Below are 18,232 nucleotides of genomic sequence, written 5' to 3' on the forward strand. Positions count from 1 at the left end.
GTTTTACGCATCAAATGCGTTCACACCCAACTACAAACACCCACACTTATCAGTCATCCTAATTTTTAAAGAACAGTGCCTCGAAGGCTTTTCGCTCTTCCGTTTTAACTTCCAACGTTTCAAGCGAAGCGCGCATTATACAGAGGTTTTTCGTTCGGTCAAGCATCAAATTCATTTAATTTTAAAACGTATTTTTGCTTGGTTGCGGGAACAGGATTTGAACCTGTGACCTTCGGGTTATGAGCCCGACGAGCTGCCAGACTGCTCCATCCCGCGTCCGAATCGACTAATAAAACATGTGTTGCGTCGAGAGGTGAGACTATAGCAAACTTTCAAAAACAGTGTCAACTGTTATTTGCTTTTTCCATAGAGATGGTAGAGCGTGGCATATTTGCCGCCGGCCTGCATGAGTTGCTCGTGCACACCTTCTTCAACGATACGACCACCATCCATGACGATTATTCGACTGGCATGCTGAATGGTGGAGAGGCGGTGCGCGATCATGATGGTGGTTCGGCCCTGCATGAGCTGGGTCAGTGCGGCCTGCACGTTATGTTCGGATTCATTATCGAGCGCGGACGTCGCTTCATCCAAAATTAAGATGGGGGCATTTTTAAGCATGGCGCGCGCAATCGACAGTCTTTGACGTTGGCCGCCGGAGAGCCGCAAGCCCCTGTCACCAATATGCGTGTCCAGTTGTTGTGGCAGTTTTTCGATGAACTCCCAGGCATGTGCCGCCTTTGCTGCTGCAATCACCGCCTCTTTAGAGGCCCCACGTAAACTGCCGTAGGCAATGTTGTGGTAAATGCTGTCATTGAACAAGACGGTTTCCTGACTGACGAATGCAAACTGCTGGCGCAGCTCAGCCAGCGCCAGTTGCTGGATAGGGAGATCATTGATCAGTAACTGCCCTTGTTGCACCTCATGAAAACGGGGCAACAAATGCGCCAGTGTAGACTTGCCGCCCCCTGACATGCCAACCAAGGCCACCGTTTCACCAGCATGGATGGTCAGGTTGAGCTCTTTTAGCGCCGGACTGTTCGCGTGCGGATACTGAAAAGTGACCTGCTCAAAGCGAATTTGGCGGATGGGCTCAGCCAAAACCACCTGACCCTGATTGTTTTCGGCAGGCGTATCCAGCACGGCAAACACACTTTGGCAGGCGGCAATCGCAATTTGCACATCTTCATTCACAGAAGTAATCGCTTTCACCGGACCAATCAGCATGAGCAAGGCGCCAATAAAAGCCGCAAACTCACCAGCGGTAAACTGGCCGGCAGAGTAATAGATCACCATGGCTAACGCAATGGCGGCCAGCATCTCGACAAACATACTGTTTAAACCAGAGATGCGCCCTAACCTGACCATCATTTGCCGGTTAGTGGCAACGATATGGCTAAAGCGTTCATACTCATACTGCTCGCCACTGAACACCTTGACCACGCGCTGTCCACTGGCGGCCTCTTCAATCACCTGTGTCATGTCTGACATGCTGGCTTGCACCTGACGGCCAGAGTTACGCAATTTAGGCGTCATTTTTTTCAGGTATCGGGCAATCAGCGGCGACAGCAGCAAAAACACCAGCGTCAGCTTCCAGTCCAGATAAAGCATATAAGAGACAATGCCAATAATGGTCAAGCTATCGCGAATGGAGGAGATGATGACTTTGGTGACCGCACTATATAACTGCTCGCAGTCAAACGTCATTTTGGTGGTGATATTGGCAATGGCGTGCTGATCAAAAAAACTGGCAGGCAACTTAAGCATGTGTGCAAAAACCTGATTGCGCACATCCTCGATGACACGGCGGCCGACAATCCTGATCAGGTAATTGGAGCCAAAGCCTGCCAATGCACGCACCAGCAACAAGCCACCCAGCATCGCCGCCAGCGTCAAGCGCGCATAGGTCTGCGTCTGCGTGGTGAACCCTTCATCCGTCACATGCTTGATGGTACTGAGAAAACCGGTATTACTGGCGGACAAGACCACAAGACAAACCAGCGCCAGACAAAAAGTGGCCCAATAAGGTTTGAGATAGGCCATGAGCCGGGTCAATTGCGCATACGCGCTGGGAGTGTGATTGATCATGGTAAAGACTAATGGTTTTTATGAGCGCTGGGCGACCTTGAATCAGAGGAGCCTATATGAGATTGGACTTGGGCATCGACAGTCATCTCGGCCAACAAGCCCTGCAGACGAGCCACCACGGCCTCTACACCAATCCCGAGAATATCCTGTTGTGCATCTTGAATAAAGTGCGCTTGTGGAGACCAGGGCAAATAACGGACCGGCGAACCCGGGCCAAACAAGGTCAGGCTCGTCAAACCCGCCGCGGCGGCCATATGCCCGAGCCCGGAGTCATTGCCAAGATAGCCATCACACTTTTGCAGCAAGGCATAAGACTGCGGCAAGCTTAATCGTCCGCACGCCACCTGCACAGGCAGCTGAGCCAGTGCAACAAAACGTTGTGCGAGCGCGGTGTCGGCTTGTGATCCTAGCAACACCACGCCAGAGACTTCATTTGCAAGCGCATTGGCCACCGCTGCATAACGCTCGACTGGCCAGATTTTACCGGCAAAATTTGCGCCCGGCCCGATCGCCAACCAGCGCCCTTGGCCCAGCATGGGAAATAGGTCTGCAACCAAGGCATGATCTTGCTCGCTGGCCCACAAGGTTGCGTTGGGCCGCAGATCGCCGACTAACGTCTGCACGGCCGCCAAATGTTTTTCTGCTGAGTGCAGATGCATGTTGCTGGCATTGGAGCGTTTTTTAAACACTTGCTTTGCTCGCAGCAGATAGGGCAAAAAATCCGTGCGCAGATCAACCAGAACGTCATACCGGGTTTTTCTCAACAAGCGAATCAATTGCACATAGCCCGCCCAGCCTGAACGTTTGTCGCGCACGAAAATACGGTCAATATAAGGACAGGGGTCAAACAAGGCTGAAGAACGGACATCACTCACGAGGTCTATGCGCGCTTCTGGCAGGTGCGCATGCAGGGCTGCCAGTACCGGCGTCGTCAGGATGGCGTCCCCAATATTGGACAGCGTAATCATGAGGATGCGGGGTTGAGCGCTGGTCATCGGGCTGTCTTACCTGCACTCAAAGGACAAGCCGAGTCTGACCAGCGCCTCTTTGAGTTGCTGTTCTAACTGCGCAGGCGAAAAGTACTGCGTATATAAAGTACGTGCTGCCAATTTTTTGTCCTGCTGGCTATTCACGCATTGCATGACCGCATCGGCCAGGGCGGCAGGATTGGCTGCCTCGATCTGCCATAAACCGCTCAATGGTCCGTTGGGCATCGCCGCCGGATAAGCGTCACTGTTGCGCGTAATGACGGGACGGCCACAGGCTAGGCCCTGAAACACTTTATTAGGAATGACCTGCGCGGCCTTTTGCGAGCCGCCAAACACGCCCAGCACGATATCCGCTTTGGCGATCCGGCCTGGCAAATTGGGATAGGCCAAACTGTCTTCAAAATGCACATTAGCCAAGCCCGCCGCTTGCTGCCGTGCCGCCGCCTTGGTCGGGCCATCGCCCAACAACACCCAACGCAGATGCGGTTGAGCCGCCGTCAGTCTGGCGGCTTCAATCACCGTTTCTACCCCATGTAGCGCAATAAAGCTGCCATAAAACAAGACTTCTGTGCTCAGGGGTCGGGGCTTAACCAGCGACACCGGCGAAAACAGTGGCTGCTCCGCGCCTACATAGACCACCGCGGTTTTTTCTGCTGACAAGCCAAAACGTTCAATAAACATCTGCTGTTGCAGCGCCGTATCCAGCAACACCATATCCGCCAACTGCAAGCACTTTGTCTCGGTGCTGAGCAAGCGCTGTGCTTGCGGGCTCTGCTCAGCAAACTTGTTCCGTTCATACACCTGCTTTTGCCAGGCACTGATCAAGGGGTCAAATACGAGCGGCACACCGCGTCTGCGCGCCCAGCGGCTGGCGGCTTCAACATCTCTGTGCCTGAAACAGGGCACCCACACCAGGTCGGGCGTAGGCAGGCCTTTTAACTGCGCTTCAACATCCCCCCAGCCACTCAGATGTGGCCTGAAGTCGATGAGCTGGCAGCCCAAGGCCTGCAGCAATTGCCGACTGATACGGTTGCGGGAATAATTGAGGTCTGAACGCCCCCACCAAATCACCTTAGGCATGATGGCGCTTCACTTCTGGCAAATAAGGGAATACTTGCGCGGGCGTCAACTGTCGCATGCAAGAGTGGTGGCTGCATTGCTTGGCATAGCAGTTTTTACAAGGCAAATCGAGTTGCAAGGCGACAACTTGCGCGCCTACCGGTTTGACCCGCAGTGGATTGGTCGGCCCACAAAGCACCACCATGGGCGTAGGGGTGGTTGCCGCCAAATGCGCAGTTCCGGTATCGTTAGCAACAATATATTGCGCCCGCGCACAAATAGCGGGCACGGCCAGCAAGCTGGTTTGCCCGCATAAATTCACCACCTGCGCAGGATGACGGCTGGCAATCTGCTGACACGTCTCGGCCTCATCTTGCCCGCCCAGCAATACCACACGCTCCCCACGCGCAATACAATGTGCCACCAGCGCAGCATAGTGCTCGGCGCCCCAGCGCTTGGTCGCCATCCCGGCGTGGCTACCACATAAAAATACCGCAAAAGGCTGAGACGTCAGCCCATGCTGGCTTAACAACTGCTGGGCAGCCGTTTGCGCCGCTGGATTCACGGCCAATGTTGGCCCATTGGTTAGGGCGGGGATGCCTGCTGTGATTAAGGTCTGCTGCAAGATTTGAAAACTATGCGCTTGCGGCAATGCATGAATTTGACGGACCGTGTAAGGAAATCGCGCATGATTGCCCAACAGCCACCTGGGCGCGCGACCACTCAATCGCAACAGGCTCAGTAACAGCCGGCTTTTATCATTGGTTTGCAAATCAATGATCAAGTCATACTGCATGGCTGCCACTTCAGCCAGCCACTGCCGGTAAATACGCCAACGCCCTGATGTTTGCTGCAGATTCAAACACCAGATGCGCTCAAATCGAGGATCATTTGAAAACAGGGACTGCCAGGCTGGCAAGGTATTTAAATGCAAGACAGCCTGTGGAAACGCCTGGTGAATATCTTCGATGGCGGCTGTGCTCATGACAATATCGCCCATGCCGCCCCACTTGATGATCAGGATGCGTTTGATCTCCTGCCGGGCGGGCAAATCGCAGACCACGGTCTGATCGAGTGACTCCGACAGGCAGTCAGCATCCAAATAAGTGTTCAGCCTAGCTTGCTTGTGCATCCTGATCCCTTTGCAGACTTGCAATCATGAGGCAGGCCAATAGCATGAGCACCGGAAACCACCAAGGCACCAGCATGGGTTGCGTGGTGTTGAGTGGAAAATAAATCACCATCAGCGGTAAGGCATAAGGCCAGGCTTGCTGCTGTAGCGGACGCGCCGCTTGCCTGAACCAGGCCACACATAACCCCATAATCGCGATCAGGCCGATGCCACCCACCAGGCCGGTTTCGGCCAGCCACTCAACATAAATATTATGCGTATGGGTAGGGTGAGCCACAAAAGGGTCATCACTGCGCGTGGCATACTCGGCATAAACACGCTTGAAGTGATTGCTGCCGACACCGGTAAGCGGGTGCGCCTGCCACATGTGTAGCCCGGTTTCCCACAAATTGAGGCGGTAGCTTAACGCGTGATTCACGCGGTCAAACGTCGACTGCTGCGTATCCGCAATCGCCTGCGTATGCTGCAGTTTATATTTGGCCAGTTGTGGGCTCAACGCACCAGCCAATGCCACAGCCAGCAAGGGCACACAAAGTACCGCGGCCCACACTTTCCAGCTTGCCCGCTGCTGCCACAAGGCCAGTAACAACATCAGCAAAAATATATACAAGTATCCTCTGGCACCAGAGAGCGTCACCACCACGCCAACGCCTAGCACCAGTCCCCACGCCAACCAGGGACGCTGGGGCAACCAGTGATAAAACAGCAGCGGCAACATAGGTAACATCAGAATCCCTTGGTGCAAGTCATGAAACATGCCGGTAATGCGGCCTTCCGGTGTTTTGGCAATACCAAGCAGATCGACGCCGAAAAGATATTGAATACTGCTATCCAGCATCCACAACAGCATGATGCCCGTCACCCATTGCGCAAACAGCTGGCGATAGCGGGTCACCTGGAATGTCAGCAATAATGGGAGCGCTGCAAAATACAGCAGGCTAAACCAGGCTATCGCCGCCAAACTGGCTTGGGGATGTTCAGCCTGCAAGCACGACAGCCACATCGGCAACCATAGCAGCAAGAAGACTGCACTCCAGCGACGCACTACAGACTGCCTGAATATTGCCACTCCCGACCTAAAGCATAAAAACACGCCTACCATGGCCAGCAAAGCGGTGGGCAATCGGGCCCCGCCAGAAAACGGACTCCAGGCGATCATCATCACCGCCAGCAAGGTACAAGCCCAAGCCAAGCCCGGCGGCATCCGCACCGCAGTGCTGTCTGCCCATCCTGAAGGCCAGACTTTAAACATTGTACGTGCAAACATCATGTGTTCACATCCAAAGGCTGAGACATGACGCGCTGGTAAACGTCCAGCGTTTTCTGTTGCATGTCGGCTAAAGTAAACAGAGTATTCGGGCGCACCGCAGGCCGCTCCTCCAGCCAATTCAGGGTCAGAATCGCCGCTTCAGCAATATTGCCCACTTGCACAGCCCCTTCCGGTAATAAGGCCGCCATTTGCTCCGCCACGCCGCCATGATCATACGCAATCACCGGCACACCCAGACTCAATGCCTCCAGCGTGGTCCGTCCAAACGCCTCAGGTGCTAAAGACAGCGAATAGACGATCTCGGAAATCGCCATGATATTTTTCACGTCTTTGCGATAACCCGTCATCGTCACGCAATCGCTCAGGCCGGCCAGCGCAATCTGATGTTGCAAAGTCGCTGCGAATGCCTGCTTGCCAGTATCGACCTCCCCCACCAGCAAAGCATGAATATCTTTATGTTGACGACAAACCACCCCCACCAGCTCGACAAAATCCTCCGCGCCTTTCCAGCGCGAAATTCTGGCCGGGAGTAATAGCAGGCGTTTGCCCTGGGTCTGCGGATATTGGGCAAACCATTGCTGCTTCCAGTCCGCCTCTGGCTGGTAGCCTGGGAAGTACTGAGTGGTATCCACCCCGCGGTAGATCAGCGTCATTTTATGGTTTTCAAGCTGGTAATGCGTTTGCGCATAGGCTTGTATGGTTTTTGAAATCACTATCACTTGCTCGCCTGCGGTCATGACCCGGCTATACCGGCCTGGCCGATAATACCCATGCACGGTCGTCACCAAGCGCGGACGCTCTGCACGTGGCATGGTTTTCCAGGCCCAATAGACCACCCAGGCTGGAAAGCGCGAACGGACATGGACAATATCTACCTGCATGTGCCGCCAAATGCGTTGTAATTTGGGAATCCATAACAAGGTCAGTAATGACTTACGTCCGACCGGACAGGTCAAGTGCGTACTGCCAGCCGCCTCAAGCTCGGCCACCATGCGCCCGCCCGCGGACATCACCAGCGAGCGTTGCCCTTGTGCCACCAGTGCTGCAGCCACCTCCAGGGTGCCGCGCTCCACACCGCCAGATTGCAAGGCAGGCAGCACTTGTAAAACCGTGAGTTTTCGCAAAAGCAGACTTCAACAACTAGATTAATCGTGAGACCAGACGGCTGGATGCAGGACGGTTGAAATGGGCCAGTAACAAGTAGCAGCAACGGCTGGCTTCATTAAACCCCAGCACCGGACGCATAAATTGGCGATACAAGCCATAAGGGTCATAACGCGTGACCAGTTGGCGGTCTATGAGTTTTTCAATGCCACGGCTCACCCGGCTGGCACGTTTGGCGGTCAGATTAATGATGCCGACGGCAACCTGTGCTGTCAGCGCCTCATACACCATGGAAACAGAATCCTCGGTCACCCAGGCCGCAGAAACCGTTGCCAACTTGGCTGGCAACCAGCCGGGCCCGGTGTCTGTGATCGCCACAATTTCGAGATTGGTAAGGCGGACACGCTGCATGGCCGAAATAAAACTGGTCGGCGTACGTCTGGAGGTGGTCAATACGTAATGCTGATCAGGATGCTTGCGTACCAGATCGTAGACTTGCGCCACCACACCCAGCTCATCCCATTCAAAATGTTTGCTGGGCCCGCCGACCATGATCAGGACCTGCTCCGTTTGCTGCACTTTGCTGGCAGGCTGGATGTGATTGATCACCCCGCGGGTCTCAATAAAGCTGGCAAATCCGCGATATTGGTCATGCTCGGGGATCAGGCACACATCAAACAATTCGGCTGGCAGGCTAGGCTGCATCATGCAAACGGTTTTGCCACCATAGGCCCGCTTGGCAGCCAGCATATGGGCATGGGTCGCATGCCCGGCACCGATAATCAGATCAGGCTTGGGCAGATTACTACCAAGGGGCCACATGCCACGTAGCCAATACATCCATCCGCTACCGAAATGCTCAATGGACAAATCCACGACAGTCACCGACGTATATTGCTTCATTGCATCCACCAATCCAAGGGATTGATGCTCATGACCAGGTTTGCCATCCAACAGGCGCCATATTACTAGAGAGTTACTGGAACGATTTGAATTGATCATTCGCACTATCTACCTTACTTAAACAATAAAGGAGGTTACTCACATTGTTTAACACTTAAGTGTTAAACAATTCCCTTAAATAGTACGGTCGGCAGTAGAGGTTTATCGTATAAAGCATTAACACCATTGTCCGCCAACATTCTCCACCCTCTCACGCGGAGTTAGTATGAATATTGCAAGACTAGTGCCAAATTATATCTGATTGATTTAATGGACTTTTATTTGAAATCACCAGCGCCACTCTGCACTTACTGCAGAAACCGACTGCACTTATCCTGCATTTTTTGCAGGACTGAGTAACTACAGCTAAGATATTGAACGCGGGATATGACAGGATTATTAAAATAAAAAGAATAATAGTGGTATTTGAAGCCACGCCTTAGTATAGGTGTAAGTACAGGTATTATTGAGTGGCCGCGCCAAAGACCTTTTTCAGCAGATTGCTGGCTTGCCCCACCGGATCCTGGCGGATCGCAGCTTCTTCTTTGGCAATCATCAGGTAGACGCCGTCCAGTGCCTTTTGTGTCACATACTGGTTGATATTGGCATCTTCTTTTTTGATCAGGCCAAACTGGCTGCCCATTTCAGCATACTTGTTATAAGTATCTGCCAGCTTCACATTAGCCGTGGCTTTTTGCACGATGGGCAAAAATTTGGCCGCCATGTCAGTCGCGGTGGTTTTCTTGAAATATTGCGTGGCAGCATCTTGCGGACCCGTCAAAATCCCCTTGGCATCAGTCAGCGACATTTGCTTGACCGAATTTAGCAACAAGGCTTTTGCCTCGGGCACGGCTTGTTCTGCGGCACGATTCATTTTCAGCACCAAATCATCGGCCTGACTGCCCATGCCTATCATGCGCATGCCTTTTTCGATTTTCTTTAACGAATCCGGCAGCGGAATTTTAACTTCCTGGTTACCCATAAAGCCATCCGTCGCCCCCAGCATGCTCACCGCTTTGCTGGCGCCCTGACTCAGCGCCAGTTTCAAGCCATCACTGGTTTCCTTTTCGCTGAGCTGGCTCACCGCCCCGCTCTCGCTACGGCCACTGGCAGAACTATTGACCTCTTTTTCCACCATGTCGCCCAGCGCCTTCAGGTCCAATGCCTGCGCCTGCATCCCGATTGCATTGCTCAGGAGCAGTGCAGTCAATATCACCTTGGCTTTCATTTTCATGCTGTTCGTTCTCTCATCAAGTTGAGCGCAGTGTACCCAGAAAACACAAAGCAAGTCCAGCGGACTTGCTTTGTGTGGGCTTGCGCAAAAGCCGGGCGCTTACGCTTTGAACGGTTTCACATTCCAGATACGTTCGGCATATTCACCGATGGTGCGGTCACTGGAGAATTTAGCCATCCGAGCCACATTCAAAATCGCCATACGCGACCAGGCTTCCTGATCTTGATACAGGGCAGCCACTTTCTCCTGCGCTGTGACATAAGCTGCATAATCGGCCAGTAACAAGTACTGGTCGCCTTTATGCAACAGGGTATCAATAATGGCCTGGTAGCGTGATGGCTCCTCTACCGAGAAATAGCCATTGGCAATCATATCGATCACCTGCTTGAGCTCAGCATTGCCGTGGTAATAATCCCACGGGTTGTAGCCGCTGGCTTTCAGCTGCGCCACTTCTGGTGTGGTCAGGCCAAAAATAAAGATATTTTCACTGCCGACCTCTTCCTCGATTTCAACATTGGCGCCATCCAGCGTGCCTATGGTCAAGGCCCCATTGAGCGCCATCTTCATATTGCCGGTGCCACTGGCCTCGGTGCCTGCGGTCGAAATTTGCTCGGATAAGTCGGCGCCCGGGAACAGGATTTCTGCCGCACTGACCTCGTAGTTAGGATAAAACACCACTTTTAACTGGTCTTTGACCGCCGGGTCGTTATTGATCATCACCGCCACATCGTTGATCAGGCGGATAATCTGCTTGGCCAACCAGTAGCCCGGTGCCGCCTTGCCCGCAAAAATGATCACACGCGGCGTGTGATGGCTGGCATGACCGCTACGAATCCGGTTATACAGCGTGATCACGTGCAGCACATTGAGCAACTGGCGCTTGTACTCATGAATACGCTTGATTTGCACGTCAAACAAGGCATCCGCGCTGACCGCAATACCAGTCTTCTGCAAAATTTTGTCGGCCAGGCGCTGCTTGTTGGCTTTTTTCACTTCGCGGAACGCTTTTCTGAACGCCGCATTCTCGGCAAACGGCTCAATCTGCTTGATCAGGCTCAGGTCCTTCTGAAAGCCGGTGCCGATATGCTTGGTCAACAACTCTGTCAGCAAAGGGTTGGCCTGGTTCAACCAGCGGCGGGGCGTGATGCCATTGGTCACATTGGTGAACTTGCCAGGATAAATTTTGTTGAAGTCAGCAAACAGCGTGGTTTTCAACAACTCGCTGTGCAGCTCGGCCACGCCGTTCACGGTATGGCTACCGACAATCGCCAGATGCGCCATGCGCACACGGCGGCCGTGAGTTTCATCGATGATGGACACACGTTGCAACAAGCCGGTATCGCCCGGGAAGTGCTGATTCACCATTTGCAGGAACTGGTGATTGATCTCGTAAATGATTTCGAGATGACGAGGCAACAATTGTCCGAACATGTCCACCGACCATGTTTCAAGCGCTTCTGGCATCAAGGTGTGGTTGGTGTAGGCAAACATCTTGGTGACCAGCGTCCAGGCACGGTCCCAAGGCAAGTGATAATGATCCACCAATTGATGCATCATTTCGGCCACGGCAATCGCTGGGTGGGTATCATTCAACTGAATGGAGACCTTGTCAGGCAAGGTGTTCCAATCCGAGTTGTAATTGGTAAAGCGATGCAAAATATCCTGTGTAGAAGCAGAAACAAAGAAGTACTGCTGCTTGAGGCGCAACACCTTGCCCGACTCGGAGGTGTCATTTGGATAGAGCACTTGCGAAATGGTTTCGGCACCGTGACGGCCTTCTACCGATTTTTCGTAGTTGCCCTCATTAAACGACTTCAAGTCAAACTCGTGCGTGGCCTTGGCCGACCATAAGCGTAGATTATTCACAGTCTGCGTGCCATAGCCAGGCACAGGTACGTCATAAGGCATGGCGACCACCGATTCATGATCGACCCAGTGATGTTCCACACCACGCTCAGTGTGTACATGCAACACGCGGCCATAAAACTTCACCTCACACGTATGCTCGGGGCGCTGAATCTCCCAGATATTCTGATACCGCAACCAGTTATCAGGATTTTCTTTTTGCTGGCCCTTCTCGATGGTTTGCCTAAACATGCCGTAGTCGTAACGGATGCCATAGCCGGTAGCGGGAATATCCATGGTCGCCATCGAGTCGACAAAACAGGCAGCCAAGCGGCCCAGGCCGCCATTACCCAACGCCGCATCAGGCTCCATCTCGGCCACGCCTTCCAGCTTTTGGCCAATCTCCTGCAAGCCTCCGCTTAGATCGGGTGCAATGCCCAAATTCAGTGCGGCGTTTGACAGCATGCGGCCAATCAAAAACTCCAGAGATAAATAATAAACGCGCTTGGTATTGGCGTCGCGATAAGCATCACGTGTATTCACCCAGCGGCTCATCAAGTGGTCGCGCACGGTAAAAGCGGCGGTCTGATACCAGTCCCGTGCCGTGGCCCAAGAGTTTGATTTACCAATAGAAAAAGTCAGGTGGTTACGCAACGCCTGGGGGATGGGCAATTGCTCTAACAAAAACTCTTCAACCGGTTGCGCAGTTTCTACGGGTGTCTTGGATTTAGGTGTTTTTTTCACATTGGCAGTCATGCATCTTCCCCTTGAGTTTGATTCATCGAATTGCTTTCAGTTAGCAAAAGCAAAAAGCAAGCCTACAGCAAGAATGTGTCAGACATAAAAAAAGCCACAAAATTCTCATTGTGGCTTTGAATTATACTGCCGACCCCGGCAGAGAGAAGCACGAAAACTAAAGTTTCCAGGTATAAGCAACGCCTAGTGCATCCTGATACATGCGCACATTGGCGTCCCCTCCACCAAATCCAGCAGGAATCGAGTTTTGACCGCGTACCGTATTTTCAAAGGCATGCGTGTAAGCAAACGAGACTTCGGATTGCGGGTTCAGCACCCAAGTCGCGCCAATCGACACATGATCTTTCACCACGCCCGGCGCCAGGATATTAAACAGCGTATCGCCCGCTCTAATCGGCTGATCCACATGGTTATAGCCTGCACGTAAAATCAACACTGGGCTATATTGATACAACGCACCGATTTTATACACCTTGGCATCCTGCCAGTTAAACCCGGCGCCATTATCGTTACCCAAGCCATTGCTCAAGTTAGATAAAGAGGCGTTGCCCACCGCATCTACCTCACTGTAATTGATGCGCTGAAAATCCGCGGCCAGCGTCAATGCCGGCGTTACTTTGACCGCCACACCCACGCCATAGGTGGAGGGGATATCAAAATCCCCCTGCTCGGCAAACAAACCCTTGTACTTGTCAAACCGGCTCATGTAAGTACGGCTCTGGTAGGTCGCTCCCAGCGTCACGGCATCCGTGATCTCACCCAGCCAGCCAATATGCACACCCGCCCCATAAGAATCATCATGCCCATTGTTGGTCAGGTTAGCAGCTGAACTACTTGCATTGCTAAAATTTTGCAGGCCTTTGGCCTCAAACCGCTGATAGGCCAAGTTCAAAGAGACGCCCAGCGTGTGATGCTCATGCACTTTCCAAGTCACAGTCGGCGCCACAAACACCTGCGCCAAATCTACGCCCGTGCGGCGACCATTACTGTTAAACAGCGGAATACCATTTTTATAGTCGGTATTCATGCCGCCATTACCGTACACACTCACGCCCAGCGTCACATCGTCTGAATACTGTGTGTTATAGCCTAGCTCTGGAATAAAGAAATTCTGGCTATCATTGCCTTTATAGGTGCCATCAGCACCGAATGTATTGCCTTTGATTTCAGCTTCACGCACCGGCCTAAACCAAGTCACGCCCGCATCCACACGACTCCCGACTTTACCCATGCCCGCCGGGTTGGCTGCAGCCGCCAGCGCATCTTGTGGCAAAGCGATGCCCACGCCACCCACGCCTTGAGAGCGAACACTATAGCCATGCGAAAAATAACCATCCGTCGCCCACGCATTACCAAACGAAAAAGCGACCGCTACCGGAATAATTTTTGACCACTTATACATCTCAATCCTTCAATAACCTTGTTGGATTGAAATATATCAAGCGATTAAAATTTCAATAAATAATATATAAAAATATATTTATAACTTAAAAATATAAAAGCCCGCGGTGCGGGCTTTATAGATGACAATTTGATCAAGCGATCTTGGGCGAGGCAAGAGGCGTCTTACCCCTTGCTTGGCTCTTGAACACTCAGTTAACCATTTTTGCGACGTCGTGTGGCAACAACACACATAAAGAAACCAAATGCTGACATGTAGATTGAAGACGGTTCAGGCACTGAGGCTGAAAAACTTGTGTAGCCGGACGCTTCAGCTAAGGGTGATAACGGAATAAATAACTGGTAGCTCCGTGTTGATCCGTCTTCAAAAGTGAATTGATAGATCGCCTCGGCCGGCAAATAGCTCGACTTAAATGAGAAATCTCCAAAAGTCGTTGAGGATACAGACCCCCTCTGCAAAATCAAGGTTGTTTTGCTATCAGCACCTTGTTTGTCTACGGTATAAGTCCAGCCATCTGTAATCTTCACCGAGAAGATGTTGCTGTCAGTGAAGTAAGGCATGACAACCATTTTAGCCAGCGGTACTACAAACCCATAATTCCAGCCAGTTGAGTCCTGAAATGGTACTAGCACGATGGGGGAAGGCTGAAACACTATTGGTGTGTTCAGAGGTGGCTGAATAGGTAATGCTGGTGCTAATGGGCGATCATCACAAACGTATCCAGAAACGCAAAGGGTACCAGCTTGCGCTTGCGTCGACATGTTGAACGTGGTCAGCATCACCACAAAAAATAGTATATGTCTCTTCACTAGAGATTCCCTGATGATTTTTTCCAATCATCTTACTGACTACACATTACAAGCATGTTAAGTCTAGCGAAGCTCTCTAGATAGTCCGATAGGGTGGGCAATTTCTTCCCACGCGTAACAATCCAACAAAAGAATTCAGCTGTGCCAATAAACACCATCACTTAATCACAAAGCCTCTGTGTCAGGTAAAGAAATACAAGCTTCAGTGACTTCATCGCGTGGTCAACAAGTTGCCCACCCTACAGGGCTTCAACTACGATTCGCTTATTTAAGAGAAAATCAGGTGTAACGTTCCCACCGGGCTCAAACTCAATAAATTCGTATCCAACATACTGAAGGTACTTTTCGGCGATGCGCTCTGCTGCGTTCATTAGTTATAACTAGTCATTACCCGGCGCGATTTAGCGCGTCCGGGTTGAGTGATTGCCTGGGCTCTGTCTCTGACTTGATTATGATCAAGTTTTTAGCGCCAAAGGAACTAGAGCTGGTCTGATTTTCTTCTGGTTCCAATAGCTCTAAGAGTTCTTGTGCAATGCCTGATGGCCGATCTGCCGCTCTGGCATGCTGAATTTGAAACCTAAGATTTGCCGCCAACCAGTTACGTGTAGATAAGCTCTGAGGTATTGCGCTATGCACTGGTGTGCCAATCTCTAATCGATATAAGCTTTTTGCAAAGGATGAGTTCCCACATGCGGCCAAACATTCCGCATGGCCTGCGTTATTGATAACCATGCATGGGCCTACTGCTTTTAGTTTTCCATTTTTTTGGGTATAGGTTATTGGCGGCATCATATAACTTGCTGCGGCATAGTAAGTCTGAAAATCACCACTCGAATCTTTATAGAAAAATGCGAAAGAACCTACTGATGGTAAAAGCGCGTTTGATAATAAGTTAGCGGGAGGCTTAAATGAACCAGCACCTAAAATACTTGGTCGTGCTGAAAGCAGAAACCACTGTTCAAGATTTGCAGAAAAAGCCCTTCCACAAACTGAAGGCAATGTTGCCCTTTCTGACTTTGCTTGTAAGTAAGTTAATCGAATATGGTGAGAAATCGAAGAGTAGGTAATTATCATGAGATCACTTAACTCGCAACGAGCATTCATTCGCGCAAAGGTACCATTACCAGCAAACAAAACCTGATGAGAGGTGCCGTGGTATTCTTCAATCTGAAACTTTCCGTTTAAACCAACTAATGTTGACTGCAACGCCCGAAATAGTGGAATCTCGTTGTGAGTAAATCCCTGCGTCAATGATCGGAAACTGGCATCGAAATTATTCGCAAAGACAATAGCAGGGTCAGTCATCACATTTCCAAATTCCGTAAGTCTCGATTAGTTATTAAAAGCCTTCTAAATACCGGGGTGTAGTGGAGTCTTTATTTTTTAAATAACTCAATAACTTAACTCAAAAATAAAGGGCGTATGAAAGAGTCTAATTATCAAATGCCAGTTTTGCTAAATTGCTAATTAAAAATAATGCCACAGCCCTTAGAAATCTACAAAAATTCGTTTTTTCTGAGAGGTTATTTTTGGTGTAAAACAAAAAAGCCACCTTTTCAGGTGGCTTTTTCTGACACTTAAAATTCAAAAAAATCACAAAATCAAGCTATTCATCCGCTTCACAAAGCTCGCCGGATCTTCCAATTGGCCACCTTCTGCCAGCAACGCCTGATCAAACAACACATGCGCATAATCGGCAAACTTGGCATCGTCGCTTTCAGCTTTCAGCTTTTCAACCAAACGGTGGGTCGGGTTAATCTCTAAAATCGGTTTGCTGTCAGGCGCTTTTTGACCAGCCGCTTTGAGGATACGCGCCAGGTTGCCGGACAAGTCATGCTCACCAGCCACCAAACAAGCGGGGGAATCGGTCAGGCGGTGTGTGACTTTGACTTCTTTCACGCTCTCGCCCAGCGCGGTTTTAATGCGCTCGACCAGGTCTTTGGCTTGTTCTTCAACCTGTTTTTGCGCTTCTTTATCGGCTTCGTCTTCCAGCTTGCCGAGGTCTAAGTCACCCTTGGCAATCGACTGTAATTTTTTACCTTCAAACTCGGTCAGGCTGCCCAGCAACCATTCATCTACCTTGTCAGACATCAACAACACTTCAATGCCTTTTTTGCGGAAGATTTCCAGGTGTGGCGAGTTCTTCGCGGCCGCAAAGGTATCGGCAGTGATGTAGTAAATGGCCTCTTGCTCGGGCTTCATGCGTTCAATGTAGGCTTTGAGCGAGACATTTTGCTCCTCTGTATCCGCGTGGGTAGAGGCAAAGCGCAACAGGCTGGCAATTTTGTCTTTATTAGCAAAGTCTTCGCCGGGGCCTTCTTTAAGCACGCGGCCAAACTGTTCCCAGAACTTGGCGTAGTCTTCTGGTTTGTTTTCAGCCAGGTCTTCGAGCAGGCCCAGCACTTTTTTCACGGAGCCGTTTTTAATGGCTTCTACGTCGCGGCTGTCTTGCAAAATTTCGCGCGAGACGTTGAGCGGCAGGTCGGCTGAGTCAATCACACCGCGTACAAAGCGCAGGTATTGTGGCATCAGTTTTTCGGCGTCTTCCATAATAAAGACACGCTTCACATAGAGCTTGATGCCCTGGCGGCGATCGCGGTCGTATAAATCAAATGGCGCTTTGGCTGGCACATAGAGCAGCGAGATGTATTCTTGCTTGCCTTCTACGCGGCTGTGGGTATAGGCGAGCGGATTTTCAAAGTCGTGTGAAACGTGTTTGTAAAACTCGTTGTACTCTTCTTCGCTAATGTCGTTTTTGCTGCGCGCCCACAAGGCAGAAGCTTTGTTGACGGTTTCGTCCTCATCGGTGGGGACCTGTTCGCCGTCTTTCCATTCTGATTTTTTCATCACAATCGGCAGGGTGATGTGATCAGAGTATTTGCGGACGATGGTTTTCAGTTTCCAGTCGTTCAAGAATTCGTCTTCGCCTTCGCGCAGATGCAAAATTACATCGGTGCCGCGACCGGCTTTTTCAGTCGCTTCAATGGTGAAATCGCCTTCACCGTGCGACTCCCACTTCACGGCTTCACTCTCGCCTGCGCGGCGGGTAATCAGCGTCACTTTATCGGCGATGATAAAGCTGGAGTAAAAGCCCACACCAAACTGGCCAATCAGGTTGGCATCCTTAGCTTGGTCGCCGGTCAGGTTCTGGAAGAATTCTTTGGTGCCGGATTTGGCAATGGTACCAATGTTGTTGATCACTTCTTCACGGCGCATGCCGATACCATTATCAGAAATGGTCAGCGTGCGGGCTGCTTTATCAAATGAAACTCGAATATTTAACTCGCTGTCATTTTCATACAAAGCAGCATTTGAAATGGCTTCAAAACGCAACTTGTCAGCCGCGTCAGAAGCGTTTGAAATCAATTCTCGCAACACAATTTCTTTATTGCTATAGAGCGAATGAATCATCAATTGCAGTAATTGTTTGACCTCGGCCTGAAAGCCCATGGTCTGCTTGGATTGCGATTCTGCTGTCGCAGTTGTCATGACAGATCCTCCAAAAAACAGGGTTAAACACAAAATTTAACCCTAGATGGGGAAGCAAAAACCGTTTTTCAAGAGGGGAGATTGTGAAACAGGCGGGGATCTATGACAAACCA

The 18,232-nt window shown here is 51.0% G+C and carries 14 protein-coding genes and 1 tRNA gene; 1 reads left to right on the top strand and 14 read right to left on the bottom strand.

The genetic code is table 11. From position 1 onward, the window contains the following. Nucleotides 1-229 (top strand): hypothetical protein (locus ACT53C_RS04230; protein WP_476144960.1); only part of this gene is annotated, 229 nt, incomplete at its 5' end. Here the strand turns inward: ACT53C_RS04230 and ACT53C_RS04235 are convergent. The 14 genes from ACT53C_RS04235 to htpG form a co-directional block, all read right to left on the bottom strand. After that, nucleotides 200-276, bottom strand: a tRNA-Met gene (locus ACT53C_RS04235). The genes ACT53C_RS04230 and ACT53C_RS04235 overlap by 30 nt on opposite strands. Before the next feature lie 75 nt (nucleotides 277-351). Further along, entirely contained in the window at nucleotides 352-2,088 is a 1,737-nt protein-coding gene (gene msbA / locus ACT53C_RS04240) for a lipid A export permease/ATP-binding protein MsbA (protein ID WP_476144962.1), read from the bottom strand. An 8-nt stretch (nucleotides 2,089-2,096) separates the two neighbouring features. Beyond that, nucleotides 2,097-3,083 carry a glycosyltransferase family 9 protein gene (locus ACT53C_RS04245; RefSeq protein WP_476144964.1) on the bottom strand — a complete coding sequence of 329 codons (987 nt, stop codon included), beginning with the start codon at nucleotides 3,081-3,083 and terminating at the stop codon, nucleotides 2,097-2,099. A 9-nt stretch (nucleotides 3,084-3,092) separates the two neighbouring features. Then, entirely contained in the window at nucleotides 3,093-4,157 is a 1,065-nt protein-coding gene (locus ACT53C_RS04250; protein ID WP_379077995.1) for a glycosyltransferase, read from the bottom strand. Then, on the bottom strand, nucleotides 4,150-5,268 hold the full coding sequence (locus ACT53C_RS04255; RefSeq protein WP_476144966.1) for a glycosyltransferase family 9 protein: 1,119 nt from the start codon (nucleotides 5,266-5,268) through the stop codon (nucleotides 4,150-4,152). Before ACT53C_RS04255 ends, ACT53C_RS04250 begins: the two co-directional genes overlap by 8 nt. Further along, entirely contained in the window at nucleotides 5,252-6,538 is a 1,287-nt protein-coding gene (locus ACT53C_RS04260) for an O-antigen ligase family protein (RefSeq protein WP_476144968.1), read from the bottom strand. Before ACT53C_RS04260 ends, ACT53C_RS04255 begins: the two co-directional genes overlap by 17 nt. Further along, on the bottom strand, nucleotides 6,535-7,662 hold the full coding sequence (locus ACT53C_RS04265; protein WP_476144970.1) for a glycosyltransferase: 1,128 nt from the start codon (nucleotides 7,660-7,662) through the stop codon (nucleotides 6,535-6,537). Before ACT53C_RS04265 ends, ACT53C_RS04260 begins: the two co-directional genes overlap by 4 nt. Nucleotides 7,663-7,678: 16 nt before the next feature. Beyond that, entirely contained in the window at nucleotides 7,679-8,644 is a 966-nt protein-coding gene (locus tag ACT53C_RS04270) for a mitochondrial fission ELM1 family protein (RefSeq protein ID WP_476144972.1), read from the bottom strand. A gap of 403 nt (nucleotides 8,645-9,047) precedes the next feature. After that, nucleotides 9,048-9,818 (bottom strand): DUF4197 domain-containing protein, encoded by a 771-nt coding sequence (locus tag ACT53C_RS04275; protein ID WP_476144974.1) that lies wholly within the window; start codon nucleotides 9,816-9,818, stop codon nucleotides 9,048-9,050. Between the two features lie 99 nt (nucleotides 9,819-9,917). Further along, nucleotides 9,918-12,419 (bottom strand): glycogen/starch/alpha-glucan phosphorylase, encoded by a 2,502-nt coding sequence (locus ACT53C_RS04280; RefSeq protein ID WP_476144976.1) that lies wholly within the window; start codon nucleotides 12,417-12,419, stop codon nucleotides 9,918-9,920. 157 nt (nucleotides 12,420-12,576) lie between these two features. Beyond that, nucleotides 12,577-13,821 (bottom strand): OmpP1/FadL family transporter, encoded by a 1,245-nt coding sequence (locus ACT53C_RS04285; protein ID WP_476144978.1) that lies wholly within the window; start codon nucleotides 13,819-13,821, stop codon nucleotides 12,577-12,579. A 194-nt stretch (nucleotides 13,822-14,015) separates the two neighbouring features. Then, on the bottom strand, nucleotides 14,016-14,657 hold the full coding sequence (locus tag ACT53C_RS04290) for a hypothetical protein (protein ID WP_476144980.1): 642 nt from the start codon (nucleotides 14,655-14,657) through the stop codon (nucleotides 14,016-14,018). A 360-nt stretch (nucleotides 14,658-15,017) separates the two neighbouring features. Then, nucleotides 15,018-15,935: a hypothetical protein gene (locus ACT53C_RS04295; RefSeq protein WP_476144981.1), complete on the bottom strand. Its 918-nt coding sequence runs from the start codon at nucleotides 15,933-15,935 to the stop codon at nucleotides 15,018-15,020. Between the two features lie 288 nt (nucleotides 15,936-16,223). Further along, complete coding sequence (gene htpG / locus ACT53C_RS04300; protein WP_476144983.1) at nucleotides 16,224-18,119, bottom strand: molecular chaperone HtpG; 1,896 nt, start codon at nucleotides 18,117-18,119, stop codon at nucleotides 16,224-16,226. Nucleotides 18,120-18,232: the final 113 nt, after the last annotated feature.

This window comes from Methylophilus sp. DMC14, from assembly GCF_056314085.1.

Bases quoted from the DNA above. Each gene is read 5' to 3' on its own strand.
- ACT53C_RS04255 (WP_476144966.1), bottom strand. From the start codon at position 5,268: ATGCACAAGCAAGCTAGGCTGAACACTTATTTGGATGCTGACTGCCTG.
- ACT53C_RS04260 (WP_476144968.1), bottom strand. From the start codon at position 6,538: ATGATGTTTGCACGTACAATGTTTAAAGTCTGGCCTTCAGGATGGGCA.
- ACT53C_RS04270 (WP_476144972.1), bottom strand. From the start codon at position 8,644: ATGATCAATTCAAATCGTTCCAGTAACTCTCTAGTAATATGGCGCCTG.
- ACT53C_RS04250 (WP_379077995.1), bottom strand. From the start codon at position 4,157: ATGCCTAAGGTGATTTGGTGGGGGCGTTCAGACCTCAATTATTCCCGC.
- ACT53C_RS04285 (WP_476144978.1), bottom strand. From the start codon at position 13,821: ATGTATAAGTGGTCAAAAATTATTCCGGTAGCGGTCGCTTTTTCGTTT.
- ACT53C_RS04280 (WP_476144976.1), bottom strand. From the start codon at position 12,419: ATGACTGCCAATGTGAAAAAAACACCTAAATCCAAGACACCCGTAGAA.
- ACT53C_RS04245 (WP_476144964.1), bottom strand. From the start codon at position 3,083: ATGACCAGCGCTCAACCCCGCATCCTCATGATTACGCTGTCCAATATT.
- ACT53C_RS04295 (WP_476144981.1), bottom strand. From the start codon at position 15,935: ATGACTGACCCTGCTATTGTCTTTGCGAATAATTTCGATGCCAGTTTC.
- htpG (WP_476144983.1), bottom strand. From the start codon at position 18,119: ATGACAACTGCGACAGCAGAATCGCAATCCAAGCAGACCATGGGCTTT.
- msbA (WP_476144962.1), bottom strand. From the start codon at position 2,088: ATGATCAATCACACTCCCAGCGCGTATGCGCAATTGACCCGGCTCATG.
- ACT53C_RS04275 (WP_476144974.1), bottom strand. From the start codon at position 9,818: ATGAAAATGAAAGCCAAGGTGATATTGACTGCACTGCTCCTGAGCAAT.